Source organism: Roseococcus sp. YIM B11640, assembly GCF_049727625.1.
Taxonomy (GTDB): domain Bacteria; phylum Pseudomonadota; class Alphaproteobacteria; order Acetobacterales; family Acetobacteraceae; genus Roseococcus.
On the sequence record NZ_JBBJOZ010000002.1, the window covers coordinates 367026 to 387293 of the forward strand.

The window sequence follows — 20268 nt, forward strand, 5'->3', positions numbered from 1 at the left end:
GGCTCCCGCCAAAGGCGGAGGGCAAAGCATGGCCACGACCGTTTATTTCGCGACGAACCGCGCGCGACGGGGCGATGGCTCCCTGCCCATCCATTATGCCGGCGAGGACGGCCCCGCCGGCGAGCCCGACCAGCTCTCCTTCGGCACGGCCATCGTCAGCCCGCCCAATATCGACGAGTTGAAGACCGGGGAACTCATGTCCCTGTCGTCCATCGCCGCCGAGGCCTTCGACCAGGGCGTGGAAGCCGAGATCGCGCAGCCCGGGCGCAACCTCATCGTCTTCATGCACGGCTTCGCCAACAGCTTCACCGACAGCATCACGCGCGCCGCCTTCAACCGGGAGTGGTTCGCCGCCAGCGGCTTCGCCGGATCGGATTGCGCGATCGTCGGCTTCAGCTGGCCCTCGCAAGGCAAGACCGTCGCGTCGGGGGACATCGCGGGGGGTGTCGCGACGCTCTTCCTCTCGCTCGCCATCCTCGCCACCACGGGGCACACGGAATCGCCGCTCGCCAATGCTTACCGGGCCGATCAGGCCGCGGCGAAGGCCTCGGCGCCCGCGATCATCAGCTTCCTGGACCGGCTGCGTCCGCTCTTCGGCAGGGTCCGCAGCGGCGGCGGCCGCGTCATCCTGCTGGCGCACAGCATGGGCAACCGCGCCATGCAATATGCCATCCAGCGCTGGGCCACGATGGGCAGCCTGCCCGACCTGCTCTTCGACGAGGCGATCAGCGCGGCGGCCGATACCGACTGGGCCGAGGCCAGCCTGTCGCCCGCCTGGTTCGATGCCCTGCGCCGCACCAGCGGGCGCGTCAGCCTCTATCACTCCGAGGCCGACAAGATCCTCCGGCTCAGCCAGGTCGTGAACGAGATGCGCCGGCTGGGCCGCAGCGGCCCGCCCGAGGCGGGGAACGAGGCGGTCTTCCCGCCCAACGGCTTCCGCTTCATCGACTGCTCCCGCGTGATCGACCAGAAGCCGGGCGGGGGCGTAGATCACTCGCACCAGTACTACCGGCGCGTGACGGCGGTGCGCGACGACATCGCCCTGGCCTTCCGGGGCCAGGGCGCGCCGGGCAGCATCGTCCTGGCGTGAGCTAGCTGCCCACCTTCAGCGTGCTGGTCAGCCCGCGCAGGCAGGCGACGATGCTGAGCGGCGTGATCTTGCCGGTGCGGGGGTTCTCCTCGCTCGGCACGTTCTCGATGGTCATGGTCAGCCGCACCTCGGCCGATTCCACGCGGATGGTGTGCGTGTTGCGCGTCACCGTCGGGTCGGCCCAGATCTCGACCATCGTGCGCTCGGGCCCGATGCCCGCCAGCGCGAGCGCGGCGGCCACGTTGACGTTGGCCGGGAAGCCCTGGGCGGCGTCGAAGGCATTGCCCTCGAATATGCGCTGCGGCTTCTGGACGTCGGAAAGGTCGATCTTGTTGATCTCGAGATAGGGCGCGCCGACCAGGCCGCGCGGCGGCTTGCGGGTCTCGATGGTGACGCTGGCGACGTTGCCCTCGGCCGCCGCGCGCACGGCGTCGAGGCCGAGCAGCGCGCCGGTCGGCACCACGATGCGGGCGCCGGTCTTCTTCGCGAGCTCCACGAGATGCATGCGCGGCAGCAGCGCCCCGACCGAGGACGGCACGAAGATGCGGCCCTTCCCGATGGCGGCGGTCGCGACCTCTTCGAAGATGGCGGCGGGCGCGGCCTCGACGACGATGTCGGCAAGCTCGGCCAGTTGCGCCACCGGCACGATGGCCGGCTTGGCCTTGAAGCCCGCGACATTCGCCGCGGCCTTGGCCTGATCCTTCGCGCTGACGGCCACGAGCCTGAGCCCGTCGACGCCCTGATCAAGCGCGCGGGCCAGATGCAGCCCGATCGCGCCGAGGCCGGCGATGCCGACCGTGAGTTCCTTTGCCATCCGCGCCGGATAGCAGAGAAGTGCCGGGAGGGCGATTCACCGCTTCGGCCAGGCCGCCGAAACGGATCGCGCTCTACTCCTCCTTGTAGCCGTACTGCGGGATGCCCTGCTCCGCGCCGTAGTACTTGTAGGGCAGGAACTTGCCGGACATGGTGATCTTCACCCGGTCGCCCTTCTCATGGGCCATGCGCTCGAAATCGAAGTCGAAGTCGATGGCGGACATAATGCCGTCGCCGAACTCCTCCTCGATCAGCGCCTTCCAGGCCGGACCGTTCACCATCACCATCTCGTAGAAGCGGTAGATCAGCGGGTCGGTCGGCGGCATGGCAGTGCCGCGATAGGGCACCTCGTTCAGCATCGCCTGCTCGGCCGCCGTGAGGCCGAAGAGGCCGGCCGCCTTGGCGGCCAGCGGCTTCACCAGCTTCATCTGGCCGAGCAGCGCGCCGACGATGAGGGTCGGCGACATGCCGCCGATCTCCTCGCAGATGAACTTCCAGGTCCATCCCTTGGCGCGCTTGATGTCGAGGATCTTCTCGGTGAGGTCGGCACGGGTCATGGGCGTCGTCTCCTGACTGTCTTCAGCCGCCGAGTTGCACGGCGGGCGGGTTTCGCGCGTCGTATCCCGCGGGTGGCTTGCCCGCGAGCGTGTGGCTGCGCGTGATGAGGAAATCCATGATGTGGTCGCGCAGCGGGTGGTATCCCGGCATGTGATGCAGCTCGGCCCGCGTGCGGGGGCGCGGCAGCAGGTTGTGCACCACCTCGGCCACGCGGGCCTCGGGCCCGTTGGTCATGAGCAGGATGCGGTCGGCCAGCAGGATGGCCTCGTCCACGTCATGGGTGATCATGAAGGCGGTCTGCCCGGCCTCGGTGACGAGGCGGCTCACCTCCTCCTGCAACGATCCCCGGGTCAGCGCATCCAGCGCCGAGAAGGGCTCGTCCATCAGCAGCAGCTTGGGCGCGAGAGCCAGCGCGCGGGCGATGCCGACGCGCTGCTTCATGCCGCCCGAGAGCTGCGCGGGCTTGCGGTCCGCGGCGGCCGAGAGGCCGACCCGCGCCAGCGCGTTCCTCGCCGCCTCCCGCACCAGCGGCTTGCCCCAGCCGGGGTGCCGGCAGGAGATCGCGAAGGCGACGTTCTGCTCGGCCGTCAGCCAGGGCATCAGCGCATGGCCCTGGAAGATCACGGCGCGATCGAGCGAGGGGCCGGTGATCTCGGTCCCGTCCACCACCACCGCCCCCTCGTCCGGCCGGTCGAGCCCCGCGAGGATGTTGAGGATGGTCGTCTTGCCGCAGCCCGAATGGCCGACGAGGCAGACGAACTCGCCACGCGAGATGCCGAACCAGGCATTCTGGAAGACGGTCAGGCCCGGATAGCGCCGGGCGATCCCCTCGACGCTGACATAAGGGTGCGTGCCGCTCATTCCTGCCAGGCCACCATCCGCTGGACGCGCCCGAGCAGCCGGTCGAGCGCCAGGCCCACGAGCCCGATGAGCAGGATCGCGATCACGATGTCCGCGAGCGAGAGGTTGTTCCACTGGTTCCACACCCAGTAGCCGATGCCCGTGCCGCCCACGAGCATCTCGGCCGCCACGATCACCAGCCAGGCGATGCCGATGGAGATGCGCATGCCGGTCAGGATGGTGGGCGCGGCGGCGGGCAGGATGACGCGGAAGGCGGTGCGCCAGGTGCCGGCCTCCAGCGTGCGGGCCACGTTCAGCCACTCGCGCCGGACATTGGCCACGCCGAAAGCCGTGTTCAGCAGCATGGGCCAGATCGAGCAGATGAAGATCACGAAGATCGAGCTGATGGAGCTGTCCTGGATCGTGTAGAGCGCGAGCGGCATCCAGGCGAGCGGCGAAACCGGCCGCAGCACCTGGATGAAGGGATTGAGCGCGGCGTTCAGCAGCGGCGACATGCCGATGAGGAAGCCGAGCGGCACGGCGATGATCGCTGCGATGCCGAAGCCCGCGAGCACCCGCCCCAGCGACCAGGCCAGCTGGATGCCGATCCCCTGGTCGTTCGGCCCGCGCACGTAGAACGGGTCGCTCAGCAGCTGCCATAGCCGCACGCCGATCTCGGACGGCGTGGGCATGGGCGTGCGCCCGCCGGTCGCGGCGGCCTGTCCGACCAGCGCGGCATATTCCGGGTCCACCGTCGCGCCGCCCCCGCCCCCGCCCGACAGCGCGAGCTGCCAGGCGCCAAGCAGCAGTGCGAGGATGGCGAACGAGAGGAGCGCCGCCCGCCAGTTCAGGCTCAGCTTCACCTCAGCGCTTGATGGCGAAGGACGAGAGATAGGCCGCGGCGTCCGCCGGGTCGAACTCGCGGCCGAAGATGGTTTCCTTGCGCATGGGGCTCGCGGGCACGGCGAGGCCCATGTCACGCATGGTCCGGCCGGCATCGAGCGCCAGGAAGGTCTGATTCGCCACGGCCGCGTAATCGACGTCGCGCTGCAGGTGGTTCCAGCGGCGCATCTGGGTGAGGATCCAGATGGCCATGGAATGCCAGGGGAACGGGTCGAAGCCGATGCGGTTGGGCACGCGCTGCACCTGCCCGAGGCCATTGGCGAAGGTGCCCGTCAGCACCTGCTGCACCACCGTCTCCGGCTGGTTGAGGTAGTTGGGCCCCGCGATCGCCTTGGATACCTCGACGCGGTTCTCCGCCTTGTCGGCATAGGCCGTGGCCTCGACGATCGCGCGCATCAGGGCGGCGAAGGTATTGGGCTGCTCGCGCGGCATGGCGGCGGGCACGGCGAAGGCGCAGCAGGGATGGCCCTCCCAGAAATCCTTCGTCAGCACATGGATGAAGCCGATGCCGTCGAAGACCGCCCGCTGGTTGAACGGATCGGGGCCGAGGAAGCCGTCGATATTGTCCGCGCGCAGATTCGCGACCATCTCGGGCGGCGGCACGGCGCGGATCTGCACGTCGCGGTCCGGGTCCAGCCCGGCCTCGGCCAGATAGGCGCGGAGCAGGTAGTTGTGCATCGAGAAGTCGAAGGGCACGCCGAAGCGGAAACCCCTCCAGTCCTTCGGGTCGCGCTTCTCGCGATGCTTGTTGGCGAGCGTGATCGCCTGGCCGTTGATGTTCTCGATCGCCGCCACCGCCCAGGGCTGCGGCGCCGCGACGCCGACGCCGAGCGACATGGCCACCGGCATGGGCGAGAGCATATGCGCCGCGTCGTATTCGCGCGCGATGGCGCGGTCACGGATCACGGCCCAGCCGGCGGTGCGGATGACTTCCACCGTCAGCCCGTGCTTGCGGTAGAAGCCCATCGGGTCGGCCATGATGATGGGCGTGGCGCAGGTGATGGGGATGAAGCCGATCTTGAGGTTGGGCTTCTCCGGCGCCGCCGAAGAGCTCCCCGTCTGGGCCATCGCCTCGCGCATGTCGCCCAGGGGGAGGATATCGCCGATGGCGGCGAGCAGCGTGCCGGCGCCGAAGGCCGAGAGCATGGCGCGGCGGGTCGGAGCATGCGGGAAGACGGCGCGCAGCGCGGCCTCGTCCACCGCCTGGCCGATGGCCCCGGTGCCATCCATCGGCGTATCGCAGGCGAGGTTCGCGGCGTGGGGCACGCCACAGGCGCAGGTGGGATCGAACAGCTTGGCCATGCGGCGTCTCCCTCGGACTTTGCCCAACCTGCATGCCCCTGCCGACGCCGAATCTGAACACGCAAAAAGGCCCGGAACCGAGGTCCCGGGCCTGGATCAGCCCATCAATTGGGCAGCGCGCGGGCGAACCGCCGCTCGTTACACCACCGGGCTGCGGCCACCATCCACGTTGATGGCCGTGCCGGTGACGTAGCCGCACTGCTCGCTCACCAGAAGCAATGCCATGGCAGCAAATTCCTCCGCCTTGCCGATGCGGCCCAGGGGGACGGACTTGCCCTGCTCGGCCTTCCAGTCCTCCCAGGTGATGTTGCGCTTGTCGGCGGCGTGGCGCTTCACCCACTGGTCGCTCTCGATGATGCCGACGAGCATGGCGTTCACCAGGATGTTGTCGGGCGCGAACTCATTGGCCAGCGCCTTGGTCAGCGCCATGCCCGCCGCGCGGCTGACGCTGGTGGGCGCCGAGGTTGCGAGCGGAGCCTTCGCGCCGATGTTCAGCACGTTGATGATGCGGCCCCACTTCCGCTCCTTCATGCCCGGCAGCACGCCCTTGCAGAGCCGCACGGCCGCCATGAGCTTGAGGTCCAGGTCGTCCTTCCACAGCGCCTCGTCCACTTCGAGGAAGGGGCCGCGCTGCGAGGTGCCCGCATTGTTCACCAGGATGTCGATGGGCCCGATGGCCTTCGCCGCATCCGCCACCGCGCCCGCGCAGCCTTCGGCCGTGCGGATGTCGGCCGGCACCGCGGCCACCTTGGCCTTGGGAGCGGCGGCCAGGATCTCGGCCTTCGCGGCGTCCAGCGCCTCGGCGCCGCGCGCCACGAGGGCGACGTTGCCGCCCGCCTCCGCGAAGGCCTTCGCCATGGCGAGGCCCAGGCCCTTCGAGCCGCCGGTGATCAGCGCGTTGCGCCCGTTGATGGTCAGATTCATTTGGTTTTCCTTCCCGGTTCGGCGCGAGGCTAAACCCGCTACGGCAGCTCGGCATAGGTGGAGGGGTGGAAGAGCTCCTCTGGCGTCACGTCGCGCGCCGCGAGGCCGTCGGCTCGCGCGAAGCGGATCATGGCCGCGATCTCGTCGCGGTTCTTCGCGAAGCCATAGGGCCAGATGTCGCCGCCCATGGCGCGCTCCTGCTCCTCCATCGCCGCCGCGATCCAGGGGAGCGAGACGCGCAGCACGTTCACCAGCCGGAGCTCCTCCAGCGAGATGCGGCGCGCCTCCGCGAAGGCGCGGAAGAGGACGAGGGGCAGCCAGGGATGCGCCTGCGCCACGTCCCGCCGGACGGCGAGGCAATGCATCAGCGGGAAGAAGCCGGTCTGCGCATGCCACTCCTTTTCCGCCGCCGGATAATCCGGAAACAGGCGGCCGATATGCGGGTGCGGCGCGGGCGGGCGCGGGCCGATCAGCGCATCCACGCGGCCCTCCCGCAGCGCGTTCTCCGGCGTCTCGCCCAGCGGGGCCACGTCGAAGCCTTCCGGCAGGGTGATGGCGATGCGCTCGGCGCCGATGCGCCACTTGATGGCCTTCGTGTCCACGCCATGCGTCTCGCGCAGGATGCCGCGGACCCAGAGGGCTGCCGTCTGCTGATACTCCGGCAGCGCGATGGTGCGGCCCGCGAGGTCCTCCGGCCGCGTGATTCCGCGATCCGTGCGGATGTAGATCGCGCTGTGCCGGAAGGCGCGAGAGAGGAAGATGGGAACACCGATATAGGGGCTGTCGCCCCGCGACGTCGTGACGATGTGGCTTCCGAGCGAGAGCTCCGTCACCTCGAAGGCCTTGTCGCGCAGGGCGCGGCGGAAGATGTCCTCCGGCTCGCCGGGAAGCGCCACGAAATCGACGCCCGGCACCGGCACGCGCCCATCCAGGATGGGGCGCGTGCGGTCGGAAAGGGTGCAGGCCAGGGTGAGGCTCAGCTTCGCCATGCTCATTCGGATTCCGCGAGGTTTTCAGGGGTAAAGGGCAGCCGCCGCGGCCAGATGCCGAGCGCCTGGTGGATGGCCGAGGCGATGGCGGCCATGGTCGGCGCCATGGTGGTCTCGCCCACGCCCAGCGGCGGTTGCTCCGGCCGGTCGATGAGCTTGACCTGCACGCGCGGCACGTCGCGAAAGCGCAGCACGGGATAGCGCTCCCAGGAATCCGAGGTCACGCGGTCGGGGCCGAAGGTGGCCGCCTCGTGCAGCGCGTGGGAGACGCCGTGCAGCGCGCCGCCCTCGACCTGGTTCATGGCGCCGTCGGGGTTGATGATCTCCCCCATGTCGCAGGCGATGTGAAGGCTCGTGCAGCGCACGCGCTCGCCCGTGACGACGCGCGCGACGACCGCGCTCCAGGCGCCGGCATTCTTGTAGCGGGCCATGGCGAGGCCGAGCCCCTCGCCTTCCGGCAGCCTGGCGCGATCCGCCCAGCCGGACATGGCGGCGGCCTCGCGCAGCACATGCGCGGCGCGCGGGTCGTCGCAATGGCGTAGACGGAAATCCAGCGGATCCTTGCCAGCCATCTCCGCCAGCTCCTCCATCACGCTCTCGATGGCCAGCACGTTCACCAGCGCGCCCAGCCCTCGCAGGGCGGAGGTGCGGACGGGCATATCGGTGAACTGCGTCATCGTCGCCTTGAGGCGCGGCACGCGATAGAGCGGGATCATGTTCCGCTGAGCGCCGCCGCCGCCGGCCAGCGGCGGGTTGATGGAGGGCGGGACGGGCTGCCCGCCCTCGATCAGCGCGCCGGCATGAAGCGTCGGGACAGCCTGCCGCCCCGGCCGGCTGGAATGCCCGTTGGAGCGGACATGAACGCGCCATTCGGCGAGGCCGCCGGCCGCATCCAGCCCGGCCTCGATATCCACGATCATGGCGGGCGAGTGCGGCGCGCTCGTCAGCTCCTGCGCGCGGTTCCACAGCACGCGGATAGGCGTGCCCGGCCGCTGACGGGCGCAGAGCGCGGCATCCAGCGCCACGTCGTCCGCGCCATTATGGCCGTAGCAGCCCGAGCCCTCCACATGCTGGACCACGATGCTCTCGGGCGCGAGCCTGAGCGCCTTGGCGAGGTCGGCGCGCAGATTGTAGGGGCCCTGGCTGTGGCTCCAGACGTGCATGACGGCACCGTCCCACAGCGCCACCGCGCAGCAGGTGCCGACCGAGGCGTGCGCCACATAGGCACGGCGGAAGCGGCGCCGGATGCGCCGCGCGACGGGCGCGTCCTCGCCGCGCTCGAGCTGCACGCTCTCGGCGCCGGTGGCCGTCTCCAGCCAGGTGCCGAGGTCCGGCAGGCCGGTGCCGGCGCTCCATCGCGCCTCGCGTTCCCCGCGGGCGGCGAGGCGATCCGCCTCGGCCTCCGTCGGCGCGATCACGGCCAGGAAATCGCCGTCGCGGATGGTGCCGGGCGGTGCCTCCAGCAGCCGCGCGCCGATGGCGGGCGGGCGGATGAGGCGGGCGTGCTGCATCCCCGGCAGGCGCAGGTCCTGCACGAAGCGCGCCTCGCCGAAAATCTTGGCCGGCAGGTCCACGCGCGGGAAGGATTGGCCCACCACCCGCCGCGCTCCCGGCGGCTTGGGATGAGCGTCGGGCGAGGCTTCGGTGCCCAGCAGGTCGCGATCCGCCAGCGCGGCATAGGAGCCGACCTCGCCGGCCGGGCCGAGGAAGCGGCCGTCCTCCACCCGCAGCGCCTCCAGCGGTACGCCGCTGGCCTGCGCGGCGACGGAGAGGAACAGCGCGCGCGCATCGGCGCAGGCATGGCGAAGCGCCATGCCCCCCTCCTGGATGGACATGGAGCCCGAGGTCACGGCCTCGTTCGGGCTCGCGCCCGTGACGGTGGGCGCGATGCGAATGCGCTCGGGCGCGACGTCCAGCTCCTCCGCCGCGATCTGGGTGAAGGCGGTGAGGATGCCTTGCCCCAGCTCCACCTTGCCGGGATGAATGGTGACGCTGCCATCGGCCTTGAAACTGAGCCAGGCATCGAGCCTGCGGTTGAGGTGCAGGCTGCCCGGCAGCTTCGGCTTCCCGTCATCGCCCGCCGCGGCGAAGGCCAGGTTCACGCCCGCATCTCCGCCGCCGCTCGCCGGATGGCGCGCAGGATGCGGTTGTGGCTGCCGCAGCGGCAGAGATGCCCGTCCAGCGCCACGCGCAGCTCCTCTTCCTCCGGCGCGGGATTGTCGCGCAGTACCGCGCTGGCGGTGACGATGATGCCCGGCAGGCAGAAGCCGCACTGCCCCGCCTGCTCGGCCAGGAAGGCGGCCTGCAGCGGATGCGGCGCCTCGCGCGAGCCGAGGCCCTCCAGCGTCACCACGGTGCGGCCTTCCAGCTCCGCGACGGGCAGCGTGCAGCTCGGCACGGACGTGCCGTCCAGCAGGACGTGGCAGGCCCCGCAGGCCTCCTCGCCGCAGCCGAACTTCGCGCCGTTCAGGCCGAAGGCACCGCGCAGGGCATGCAGCAGCGTGCCGTCCGGCGCGTGCTCCACCTCCTCGCCGTTCAGGGTGAAGCGCGTCATCCGGCGGTGATCCGGGCCATGCGGATCCATTCGGCCTGGCGGGCGATGTCGGTCCGCAGGAAATCGGCAAAGGCCTCGACGCCCATGGGCATGGGCTGCGCGCCGGCACGCGCCTGGGCCTCGCGCGTCTCCGGTCGCTCCAGCACCTTGTTCACCTCGGCGTTCAGGCGCTCCACCACCGGGCGCGGCGTGTTGAGCGGCGCCATGAGACCGAGCCAGATGGAGGCCTCGTAGCCCGGCAGCGTCTCGGCCACGGGGGGCAGGTCGGGCAGCAGCGGGTTGCGCTGGGGGCCGGTGGTGCCGAGCCCCCTCACCCGCCCGGCGGTGATCTGCTCCCGCATCGTGGGGATGGCGTCGAACATGATGGGCACCTGGCCCGCGATCACCGCGGTCCGCGCCTCGTTGGAGCCACGGAAGGGCACGTGCTGGATCTCGACGCCCGCCATGGCGCGGAAGACCTCGCCCGCGATGTGGTAGGGCGTGCCGGGGCCGCTGCTGGCGTAGTCGTAGCGGCCCGGGTTGGCCTTCAGAAGCGCGATCAGCTCGGCGACGCTGCGCGCCTCGATCGAGGGATGCACCACCAGCGCGTGATAGGCGATGTTGATGGAAGCCACCGGCATCAGGTCCCGCAGCAGCACGTAGGGGCGGTTGGGCAGCAGCGTCTCGTTGGCCGTGTGCGTGTTGCTCATCAGCAGCAGGGTGTGGCCGTCGGGCGCGGATTTCGCGACCTGGTCGGTGCCGATGGTGGCGCCCGCGCCGGGCCGGTTCTCGATGACGAAGGGCTGGCCGAGGGCGGCGCTCAGCGGCTCCGCCAGGAAGCGCGCCGCGACATCGGCCGAGCCGCCGAGTCCGAAGGGGACGATGATGCGGACAGGCCGGCTGGGCCAGGCCTGCGCGCGCGCTCCATGCGCCATGACGACCGCCGGCGCGGCCAGGAGGAGCCCACGTCTCTTTGGCATGCTGCTTCCCTCGTTTCCCTGCGCGGATGCTGCGCGCAGGGTCGGAAAGCCGCAAGGGGCGCTTCGCCGGGTGGCCGAAACCGCTCCGGCCGCCGGGACGCTAGCCCAGCACGAAATCCGGCCGGGGCAGCGCGAGATACGCCTCGCGCAGCGCGTTGGACCATCCATCGCGGATGGTGCGGTAGTAGGGGTCGTCCTCGGTGATGCGCCGCCGGGTGCAGATGGCCTGCGCCCCCGTGCGGATCACCGCGAGATCCAGCGGCATGCCGACCGAAAGGTTCGAGCGCAGCGTGCTGTCCATGCTGATGAGCGTCAGCGCCACACCCTCGATGAGCGAGGTCTTGGCGGAAACCACGCGGTCCAGGATCGGCTTGCCGTACTTATGCTCGCCGATCTGCAGGTAGGGCGTGTCTTCCGTCGCCTCGATGAAGTTGCCGGCCGAGTAGATGAGGAAGAGGCGCGGCGGCCCGCCCAGGATCTGGCCGCCCAGCAGCAGGCTGCATTCGAAGCCGAGGCCCTGAGCGGCCAGCGCCGCGCCATCCATCGCCTGCACCTGCCGCACCGCCGCGCCCACGAGCTGGGCGGCCATGAACATATCCGGCGCATCGGCCAGCCGCTGCGTGATGCCGTTATGCCAGATCCCGTTCTGGAGCAGGTTCCAGACCGTCTGCGTGATCGCGAGGTTGCCCGCCGTCAGCAGCACCAGCGCGCGGTCGCCCGGTATCTCGACCGTGAACATCTTGCCGAAGGTCGAAATATTGTCGAGGCCCGCATTGGTCCGCGTGTCCGAGAGCATGACGACGCCCTCGTCCACCAGAAGTCCCACCCCGTAGGTCATCGCTTCCTCCGCCCGGTATCAGGCTCGGATGTAGAAGGATTCGATCTCCTGGCCGAGTTCCGCCGTTCCGACGATGATCCCGGTGAGGAATTCGTGAAGTCCCCCGCGAAGAATGTCGTCGATCTGCCCCTTGCGGAGCTTGTCGCGAATCTCCTCGGCCATCCCGTGGCACCTTCCCCGCCGGCCCTCCTGGCAGTCGGCGATGGCGTCCAGCACCTCGCACACACGCTCGTAGCTGGCGGCGAGGCTGCGCGGCAATTCCGGCCGCAGGACCAGAAGCTCCGCCACGCCCGCGGCCTCCAGCTTGTCCCGGAAGACCCAATGATAGGCGCGCAGCGCCGAGGCCGACTGCAGGATCGCCTGCCATTGGCCGTGCTGGACGGTCGTCTCCTTCTCGCTGGTCAGCAGCTCGTGCTTGACGTCCAGCAAGCGGGCGGTGTTGTCCGCGCGCTCCAGCGCCGTGCCGAGCTGGACGAACAGCCAAGCCTCGTTTCGCAGCATGGTGTCCATGGCGGCGCCGTTGAACAGCAGAACGCGCTCCCGCACCCATTCCAGGAAGCCCGGCAGGCGCTCGCCCTGGAACTCGGAGGGCTGGACGCTGCGCAGGCGGGCCCAGCTGTCGCTCAGGCCGCTCCACATATCCACCGTCAGCGCCGTGCGGACCGTGCGCGCATTGTGCCGCGCCGCCTGGAAGCAGGGCACTATGCCCGAATGGTTCTGAGGGTCGCGCACGAGGTAGTCGACGACGTTCTCCTCCGTCGCCTCCTCGTGGAGGGCGAAGAAGCCGGGCTCGCAGCCCGACGCGATGAGCAGCGCCCGCCACTCGCCGCCATCGGCGTTGAGTTCGGCCGCGAGGCTCGCCATGCGCGCCGTCACGGCGAGGCCGCGCGCAACATTCGCCGCCCGCTCCGTATAGCGCCCGAGCCAGAAGAGGCAGTCGGCCGTGCGGCTCAGCATGGCGCGGACCCCGTGCTGCCGACGGCCGGCGGGTCACGCTCCAGCACCCAGGTGTCCTTGGTCCCTCCCCCTTGCGAGGAATTCACGACCAGCGATCCTTCGCGCAGTGCCACCCGCGTCAGCCCCCCGGGAACGATCCGCACGCCCTCGCGCGAGCTGAGCACGAAGGGGCGCAGGTCCACGTGGCGCGGCGATATGTCCTCCCCCGCGAGGGTGGGCACGGTCGAGAGGGCGAGCGTCGGCTGGGCGATGTAGTCCTGCGGCCGCGCCCGGATGCGGGCGGCGAACTCCTCGCGCTCGGCATCGCTGGCATGGGGGCCGATCATCATGCCATAGCCGCCCGAACCCTGCGCCAGCTTCACGACCAGCTTGTCCAGGTTCGCCAGCACATGCATCCGGTCCTCGTCGCGCTCGCAGAGGTAGGTCGGCACATTCGCGAGCTTCGGCTCCTCGCCGAGATAGAACCGGATCATGTCCGGCACATAGGGATAGATCGCCTTGTCGTCGGCGATGCCGCAGCCCGGCGCGTTGCAGAGCGCGACATTCCCGGCGCGATAGGCGGACATCAGACCCGGCACGCCCAGCATGCTGTCCGGACGGAAGACCTCGGGGTCCAGGTAGTCGTCGTCGATGCGGCGGTAGATCACGTCCACGCGCCGCGCGCCTGCAGTGGTCCGCATCATGACGCGGTTGTTCTCGACGAAGAGGTCGGGCCCCTCCAGCACCTCGATGCCCATCTCGTCGGCCAGGAAGCAATGCTCGTAATAGGCGCTGTTGAAGGAACCGGGCGTCAGGATCGCGACCGTGGGCCGCGGGCCGGCGCTCTCGGGCGCGGCCGCCTTCAGCGTCGCCAGCAGGTCCTCCGGATAGCGGCTGACGGGAGCCACCCGATGCCGCGCGAGAAGCCGCGGGAAGAGGCGCAGCATCGCCTCCCGGTTCTCGAGCATGTAGGAGACGCCGGAGGGCGTTCGCGCATTGTCCTCCAGGACGTAGAACTGGTCAGGCGCGGTACGCACCACGTCGATGCCCGAGATATGCGTATAGATCCCGCCTGGAGGTGTGAAACCCTTCATTTCGGGCCGGAATTGCTCGTTGTGCTCGATGAGATGCGCCGGGATGCGCCCGTCCCTGAGGATATCCTGCGGGCCGTAGATGTCGGCGAGGAAGGCGTTGAGCGCCCGCACGCGCTGGGTCAGCCCTTCAGCCAGCCCGTCCCATTCGCTGCGCGCGAGGATGCGGGGAATGATGTCGAAGGGAATGAGCCGGTCGGGGTCGCCACCTTCGCCGTAGACGGCGAAGGTGATGCCGACGCGCCGGAACAGGACCTCCGCTTCCGCCCGCTTCGCTGCGAGATCCGCGGGCGCGGAATGCTGCAGCCATTCCGCAATCATCTTGTAGGCCGGACGAAGGCTGTCGCCGTCGCCCATCTCATCGAATGCCTTCACCGTCATGCCCAAAACCGGCTCCCTGGTCGGAAAAGTTTGGGCCGGGCTTCGCGCCGGATGCAAGCCAGCCAGAATGTCAAACCTCTGCCGAGATCCGTGCCTGCCCAGAAGAGCGGCACTTCCAGGTGGGTTGGGCGCAAGGTGCGGGCCGCCTATGGTGCGGCAGGAGGACGTATTCATGGACCAGCAACCGCATCTCGCCACCGGCGCCGACACATTGGCGCGGAGCTTCCGGGAGGCAGGGATGCCCGCCATCTTCGGCGTGCCCGGGGGCGGTTCCAGCCTCGATCTGATTTCCTCGGCCAAGGCCGCCGGCATTCCCTTCATCCTGGCCCGGACAGAGAACGGGGCCGGCATCATGGCCTCCGCAGCCGCGGAGTTGACCCAGCGTCCCACGGGCCTGCTGACGACGCGCGGCCCAGGCGTCTCCAATGCCGCCAATGGCATGGCCAATGCCGATCTCGAGCGCGCGCCGGTGATCCTCATCGCCGATGGCTTCGGCACGCGGGAGGCGGCGATCGCCACGCACCAGCTCTTCGACCAGACCGCGATGATGGCGCCCGTCACCCGGGCGCAGCGCGGCGTGGCAGGGCACCCGGCAGCGGCGGCCGAGGTTCTCGCGGCGGCCATGGCGGCACCGCGCGGCCCGGCCTATCTCGAGCTCTCGGGCGAGGCGGCGCGCTCGCCCATGCCCCCGGCACCGCCCGTCATCCTCCCGGAGTTGCCCGCGCCGTCGCCATCGGACATCGCGTCGGCCCAGCGCCTGATCGCGTCGGCGCGCAGGCCCGCCGTGATCGTGGGGCTCGAGGCGACGTCCCCGGCGCGCTGCGCCGCCACGCGCAGGCTGGTCGAATCGCTCGGCTGCCCCGCCCTCGTCACCTACAAGGCCAAGGGCGTCGTGCCGGATACCCACCCGCTGTTCGGCGGCGTCTTCACGGGTGGCGAGGCCGAGGCACCGCTGTTGCGCGAAGCCGATCTCATCATCCTCGCCGGGGCCGACCCGGTGGAATTCATCCCGCAGCCCTGGCGCTACGACGCGCCCATTCTCGACCTCGCGACCGCCGCACGCAGCCTGCATTACCGCGAGCCGGCGCTTTCCGTTCTGGGCGCGTGGGAAGTCGCGGCCGCGGCATTGGCGGAGGACGCGCCGCGGCGCGCCTGGCCCGACGGCCGGCTCCTGGCATTGCGGAACGACTGGCTTGCCGTGCTGGACAATGGCGAGGGCAGCGCGCGGGGCATGTCGCCCTCCGAGCTCGTGCGCGCGGTGCAGGCGGGCTGCCGCGCGCGCGGCGCCGATCCGCGCGCGACGGTGGATGCGGGTGCCCACATGTTCGCCGCAACCACCTTCTGGCAGGCCGAGCGGCCCTGCGACCTGCTGATCTCGAACGGCCTTGCCACCATGGGCTATGCGCTGCCCGCCGCCATCGCCGCCGCCTGGCATGACCCCTCACGCGGGGCGCTCGCCTTCACGGGCGATGGCGGCCTCCTCATGGCGCTGGGCGAGCTGGCGACGGCCGTGACGATGAAGCTCAACCTGACCATCATCGTGCTCAACGACGCGACCCTCTCGCTGATCGACATCAAGAAGGGCAATCGCGACCTGCCGGAGGGCGCGCTGGACTGGCCGGAGGTGGACTTCACCCAGGTGATGCGCGGCATGGGCGGCAGCGCCTGGCGCGCTTCGCACGCCGATGAGCTGGATGCCGCGCTGGCCGAGGCGCTGGCCACCCAAGGCCCGCGCCTCATCGACGTGCGGGTGGACCCCTCCTCCTACCCCGCCCAGATCAAGGCGCTGCGCGGCTAGCGCTTCCGCGAGAGGAAGTGGCCCATCATCTCGTTGGGCTCCTTCGTCTCGAAGCTCTTGGCGAAGGCGGTGATGCCAGCGGCGATGGCCTGGCTGATGGGCAGGTCCTCCCACTCGCGGATCAGCGCCTTCTGATTGGCGATGGCGACGGGCCCGGCCTCACGCAGAAGGCCGATCCATTCCTCCACCGCCGTGTCCAGCCCATCCAACGGCACCACGCGCTCAAGGAAGCCCCAGCGCTCCATCTCCTCGGCACCGACGGTCTCGGCCAGCAGCAGCAGGCGGCGCGTGCGCCCCCAGCCGATCAGGCCCGGGAGCAGCGCGGCCTCGACGACGGAGGGGATGCCGACGCGCACCTCGGGCATGCCGAACTTCGCCTGCGTGGCGGCGATGCGCAGGTCGCATGCGGCCGCGATCTCGAGCCCCGCGCCCAGGCACCAGCCCTGGATGCGCGCAATCACCGGCACGCGGCAGGCGCGCACGGCGGCGCAGGCGCCATGCACGCGGCGGATGAAGGCCTCGCCGCCCGCGGGGGTGGTGACGGCGCCCATCTCCTTGATGTCGGCGCCGCCGATGAAGGCGCGATCGCCCTCGCCCGTCAGCACGACGGCGCGGATATCGTCCTCGACGTCGAAGGCCTTGGCCAGCTCCTCCAGCAGCGGCGAACCCAGCGTGTTCAGCTTGGCGTGATTGGCGACGATGACGTGCCGGACGTCGCCCCGGCGTTCGATTATGATGTTCATCGCGCGAAGCCTGCCATCTGGGCATAGCCCCGGGCAATGGCCGCCAGCTCCTCGACGGCGATCACATCCTCCAGCCGCTCGAAGCCATCCGGCGCACGCTCGCTCACCACGTCGACCACGCGCTCGGGGCCGCCACGGCGGTTGGTGAGCACGACCTCGCGCGTCGCGGGCAGGCGCACGGATTCGTACTCGGCCAGCGCCTGCTGCACCGGCATGGCGGCCAACGCATCGGCCAGCTTGCGCGCGTCCAGGATCGCCTGCGACGCGCCGTTGGAGCCCACCGGATACATGGGATGCGCGGCGTCGCCGAGCAGCGTCACGCGGCCCTGCGTCCAGAAGGGCAGCGGGTCACGGTCGCACATGGGATACTCCCAGAACTCGGGCGTCGCGCGCACCAGCGCCTCGACGTCGAGCCAGGGCACGCGAAAGCGGTGCACATGCGGCAGCACGTCCTCGAGCCGGCCGGGACGCGACCAGTCCTCGCGGCGGCGCGGCGGCTTGGCCGGGTCGCCGATCTGCGCGCAGACTACCCAGTTGGTGAGCCGCGTGCCGGGCGTGCCGCCCTCGCCGATCGGGTAGAGGACCAGCTTCTCCTTCATGTCGCCGGCGACGATCATGGTGTCGCCGCCCTCATAGGCCGGCCAGTCGATGGCGCCGCGCCACATCTGGATGCCGTTCCAGCGGATGCCGCCATCCTCGGGATGCAGCGCCTGGCGAAGCACGGAATGGATGCCGTCCGCGCCGATCAGCGCCGCGCCTTCGATCCGCGTGCCGTCCGCGAATTCCGCGAGCACGCGATCGCCCTGCTGCGAATGCCCCGTCAGGCGCAGGCCGGTCCGCAGCGCGCTGCCCAGCCGCTCGGCCGCCGCGTGCCAGAGCACGCCATGCAGCCGCCCGCGATGGATGGAGAATTGCGGCATGGAATGGCCCGCATGCAGGCCCCGAGCCTCGGTCCAGATGCGGCTGCCGAAGCGGTCGAGGTAGCGCAGCTCCCGCGTGCGGATGCCGACGGCATCGAGCGCCGGCAGCAGGCCCAACTGCTCCAGCTCCGCGATGGCATGCGGCAGCGTGTTGATGCCGACGCCGAGCTGCTTCACCTCCGGCGCCGATTCCGCGACGATGCAGGGAATGCCGCGCTGGTGCAGCATCAGCCCGAGCGCGAGGCCGCCGATGCCGCCTCCCCCGATCAGGATCGGCGCCGCGCTCATTCGGCGGCGTGCTTCAGGGCGGCGGGCGCGTGGCTTGCGGGCCTGGCCTTGCGGCGCAACTCCATCAGATCCTCCCGCGCGCGCTTCGCGTTGCGGAAGAGCGCGTCCTTGCCCGGCCCGTACTGCACGGGCGAGCTCACATCCCGCACACCATATTCCGCGGCCGCGTGCAGCGTGAAGGAGGGGTCCGTGAGGTGCGGACGCCCGAAGGCCACGAGATCCGCGCGGCCGGCGGCGACGATGGTATTCGCCTGGTCCGGTGTGGTGATGGAGCCGACACACATGACCGCGACGCCCGCCTCGTTGCGCAGCATATCCGCCCAGGGAAGCTGGAACATGCGGCCATAGACGGGCGCCGCATCCTCCACCGTCTGGCCCGTGGAGACATCGATCAGGTCGCAGCCCGCCGCGTGGAACGCGCGCGCGATGGCAAGCGCATCCTCATCCGTAATGCCGCCATCCGCCCAGTCCGTGGCGGAGATGCGGACGGACATGGGCTTCCGCTCCGGCCAGGCGGCGCGCATGGCGGCGAAGACCTCCAGCGGGAAGCGCAGGCGGTTCTCCACGGCGCCGCCGTATTCGTCCGTGCGGTGATTGGTGAGCGGCGAGAGGAAGCTGGCCAGCAGATAGCCATGCGCGCAGTGGAGCTCCAGCATGTCGAAGCCCACCGCGTCGCCACGCTTCGCCGCGGCCACGAACTCGGCCTTCACGCGGTCCATGTCGGCGCGCGTCATCTCGCGCGGGACCTGGCTGTCCGGGTAGTAGGGAACCGGGCTCGCGGCGATGAGCGGCCAGGCCCCGGATTCCAGCGGCCGGTCCATGCCATCCCACATGAGCTTCGTCGCGCCCTTGCGGCCCGCGTGGCCGAGCTGGAGGCACATCCTCGCGCCATGGGCATGGGCGATACCGACGATGCGCGCCCAGGCCGCCTGCTGCTCGTCGTTCCATAGGCCCGCGCAGCCCGGCGTGATGCGCGCGTCCGGTGCGGGACAGGTCATCTCGGTGAAGACGAGGCCCGCGCCGCCCATGGCGCGGGCGCCGTAATGCACGAGGTGGAAGTCGCCCGGCACGCCCTCATCCGCGCTGTACATGCACATGGGCGAGACGACCACGCGGTTAGGCAGCTCCATCCCGCGCAGCTTCAGCGGCTGGAACATCGGTGGCTTGCGCCTATCGCCGCCGGGCGTTTCCGCCGCCACCACCTCTTGCACCTCGGCCACGAATTCCGGGGCACGGAGCAGCAGATTGTCCCAGGTGATGGCCTTGCTGCGCGTCATCACGCCGAAGGCGAAGCGCGAGGGATGAAAGTCCCAGAAACGGCGCACATGCTCGAACCAGACGAGGGAGACGTCCGCCGCGTGCTGCGTCTTCTCCACCTCCTCGCGGCGGCCGGTCTCGAAGCGGTTCAGGCAGGTGCCGACATCGCCACCGGCCATGAAGGCGCCGTGCAGCGCGATCGCGTCCTCCATCGCGAGCTTCGTGCCCGAGCCGATGGAGAAATGCGCGCTGGCCTTCGCATCGCCGAGCAGGACGATGTTGTCCTTCACCCAGCGCGCGCAGCGGATCATGGGGAATTGCCGCCAGAGGCTGCGGTTGGTGATGAGCTTGTGGCCCTGCAGCGCCTCGGCGAAGACGCCCTCCATGTAGCGGGCGCTCTCCTCCTCGCCCATGCGGTCGAGCCCGGCACGCGCGAAGGTCTCGGGGTCGGTCTCCAGGACCCAGGTGCTGGCCCCGGCCTCGTACTGGTAGGCATGCGCGATGAAGATGCCCTCGGGCTTCTCCACGAAGAAGAAGTTGAAGGCATCCAGCGGCCGCGTGCTGCCCATCCAGGCGAAGCGGTTGGGGCGGAGGTCGACTTCCGGCGCGAAATGATCCGCGTGCGCGGTGCGGATCGGGCTGTTCACGCCATCGGCCGCGACGATCAGGTCCGCATCCGGGAAATCCTCGGGCCGGGCGTCGCGCCCGAACTCCAGCTCCACGCCGAGTTGCCGCGCGCGGTTCTGCAGCAGCATCAGCAGCGTGCGGCGCGAGCATCCGCAGAAGCCGTTGCCGCCGATGCGGTGCGTGGCGCCGCGCGCATGGATCTCGATGTCGTCCCAATAGGCGAAGCTGTCGGCGATGGCGCGGTAGGACGGCTCATCGGCATCGCGGAAGGCGTCCAGCGTCGCGTCGGAGAAGACGACGCCGAAGCCGAAGGTGTCGTCGGCCTGGTTGCGCTCGACCACCGTGATGCGCGCCGACGGCCGGTCGCGCTTCATCAGGATCGCGAAATAGAGGCCGGCGGGGCCGCCCCCGATGATGGCGATACGCATGGCCGTCTCCGTCACTCGACTTCCGCAAA

General features: G+C 70.1%; 18 protein-coding genes. 2 read left to right on the top strand and 16 right to left on the bottom strand.

Going from position 1 to position 20268, the window contains the following annotated elements; translation table 11 throughout:
* Positions 1-28 precede the first annotated feature (28 nt).
* Positions 29-1090: an alpha/beta hydrolase gene (locus WJM96_RS09200; protein WP_424812176.1), complete on the top strand. Its 1062-nt coding sequence runs from the start codon at positions 29-31 to the stop codon at positions 1088-1090.
* Position 1091: 1 nt separating this feature from the next.
* Here the strand turns inward: WJM96_RS09200 and WJM96_RS09205 are convergent, their stop codons facing one another.
* From WJM96_RS09205 to WJM96_RS09265, 13 genes are all read right to left on the bottom strand, one after another.
* Positions 1092-1904: an aspartate dehydrogenase gene (locus WJM96_RS09205; RefSeq protein ID WP_424812177.1), complete on the bottom strand. Its 813-nt coding sequence runs from the start codon at positions 1902-1904 to the stop codon at positions 1092-1094.
* A 73-nt stretch (positions 1905-1977) separates the two neighbouring features.
* Positions 1978-2460, bottom strand: a complete 483-nt coding sequence (gene cynS, locus WJM96_RS09210) for a cyanase (RefSeq protein WP_424812178.1) — start codon at positions 2458-2460, stop codon at positions 1978-1980.
* 22 nt (positions 2461-2482) lie between these two features.
* Positions 2483-3322, bottom strand: coding sequence for an ABC transporter ATP-binding protein (locus tag WJM96_RS09215; protein WP_424812179.1), 840 nt, complete (start codon positions 3320-3322; stop codon positions 2483-2485).
* Complete coding sequence (gene ntrB, locus WJM96_RS09220) at positions 3319-4164, bottom strand: nitrate ABC transporter permease (RefSeq protein WP_424812180.1); 846 nt, start codon at positions 4162-4164, stop codon at positions 3319-3321. The genes WJM96_RS09215 and ntrB overlap by 4 nt, the downstream gene beginning before the upstream one ends.
* 1 nt (position 4165) lies before the next feature.
* Entirely contained in the window at positions 4166-5506 is a 1341-nt protein-coding gene (locus tag WJM96_RS09225; RefSeq protein ID WP_424812181.1) for a CmpA/NrtA family ABC transporter substrate-binding protein, read from the bottom strand.
* A 138-nt stretch (positions 5507-5644) separates the two neighbouring features.
* Entirely contained in the window at positions 5645-6430 is a 786-nt protein-coding gene (locus WJM96_RS09230; protein WP_424812182.1) for an SDR family oxidoreductase, read from the bottom strand.
* A 38-nt stretch (positions 6431-6468) separates the two neighbouring features.
* Complete coding sequence (locus tag WJM96_RS09235; protein WP_424812183.1) at positions 6469-7419, bottom strand: ABC transporter substrate-binding protein; 951 nt, start codon at positions 7417-7419, stop codon at positions 6469-6471.
* Positions 7420-7421: 2 nt separating this feature from the next.
* Positions 7422-9521 carry a molybdopterin cofactor-binding domain-containing protein gene (locus WJM96_RS09240; RefSeq protein ID WP_424812184.1) on the bottom strand — a complete coding sequence of 700 codons (2100 nt, stop codon included), beginning with the start codon at positions 9519-9521 and terminating at the stop codon, positions 7422-7424.
* Complete coding sequence (locus tag WJM96_RS09245) at positions 9518-9973, bottom strand: (2Fe-2S)-binding protein (protein WP_424812185.1); 456 nt, start codon at positions 9971-9973, stop codon at positions 9518-9520. The genes WJM96_RS09240 and WJM96_RS09245 overlap by 4 nt, the downstream gene beginning before the upstream one ends.
* On the bottom strand, positions 9970-10932 hold the full coding sequence (locus WJM96_RS09250) for a Bug family tripartite tricarboxylate transporter substrate binding protein (RefSeq protein ID WP_424812186.1): 963 nt from the start codon (positions 10930-10932) through the stop codon (positions 9970-9972). The genes WJM96_RS09245 and WJM96_RS09250 overlap by 4 nt, the downstream gene beginning before the upstream one ends.
* A 100-nt stretch (positions 10933-11032) precedes the next feature.
* Positions 11033-11770 (bottom strand): peptidase, encoded by a 738-nt coding sequence (locus WJM96_RS09255; protein WP_424812187.1) that lies wholly within the window; start codon positions 11768-11770, stop codon positions 11033-11035.
* An 18-nt stretch (positions 11771-11788) separates the two neighbouring features.
* On the bottom strand, positions 11789-12727 hold the full coding sequence (locus WJM96_RS09260) for an alpha-E domain-containing protein (protein ID WP_424812188.1): 939 nt from the start codon (positions 12725-12727) through the stop codon (positions 11789-11791).
* Positions 12721-14178 carry a circularly permuted type 2 ATP-grasp protein gene (locus WJM96_RS09265; RefSeq protein WP_424812189.1) on the bottom strand — a complete coding sequence of 486 codons (1458 nt, stop codon included), beginning with the start codon at positions 14176-14178 and terminating at the stop codon, positions 12721-12723. The genes WJM96_RS09260 and WJM96_RS09265 overlap by 7 nt, the downstream gene beginning before the upstream one ends.
* Positions 14179-14350: 172 nt before the next feature.
* On the opposite strand from WJM96_RS09265, the gene WJM96_RS09270 reads away from it, so the two are divergent.
* On the top strand, positions 14351-15976 hold the full coding sequence (locus WJM96_RS09270; protein WP_424812190.1) for a thiamine pyrophosphate-binding protein: 1626 nt from the start codon (positions 14351-14353) through the stop codon (positions 15974-15976).
* Here the strand turns inward: WJM96_RS09270 and WJM96_RS09275 are convergent.
* Genes WJM96_RS09275 through WJM96_RS09285 form a run of 3 tightly spaced genes read right to left on the bottom strand, consistent with a single transcriptional unit; the run spans position 15973 to position 20239 of the window.
* Positions 15973-16719, bottom strand: a complete 747-nt coding sequence (locus WJM96_RS09275; protein ID WP_424812191.1) for an enoyl-CoA hydratase — start codon at positions 16717-16719, stop codon at positions 15973-15975. The genes WJM96_RS09270 and WJM96_RS09275 overlap by 4 nt on opposite strands.
* On the bottom strand, positions 16716-17927 hold the full coding sequence (locus WJM96_RS09280) for a flavin-dependent oxidoreductase (protein ID WP_424812192.1): 1212 nt from the start codon (positions 17925-17927) through the stop codon (positions 16716-16718). The genes WJM96_RS09275 and WJM96_RS09280 overlap by 4 nt, the downstream gene beginning before the upstream one ends.
* On the bottom strand, positions 17924-20239 hold the full coding sequence (locus tag WJM96_RS09285) for a bifunctional salicylyl-CoA 5-hydroxylase/oxidoreductase (protein WP_424812193.1): 2316 nt from the start codon (positions 20237-20239) through the stop codon (positions 17924-17926). Before WJM96_RS09285 ends, WJM96_RS09280 begins: the two co-directional genes overlap by 4 nt.
* Between the last annotated feature and the right edge of the window lie 29 nt (positions 20240-20268).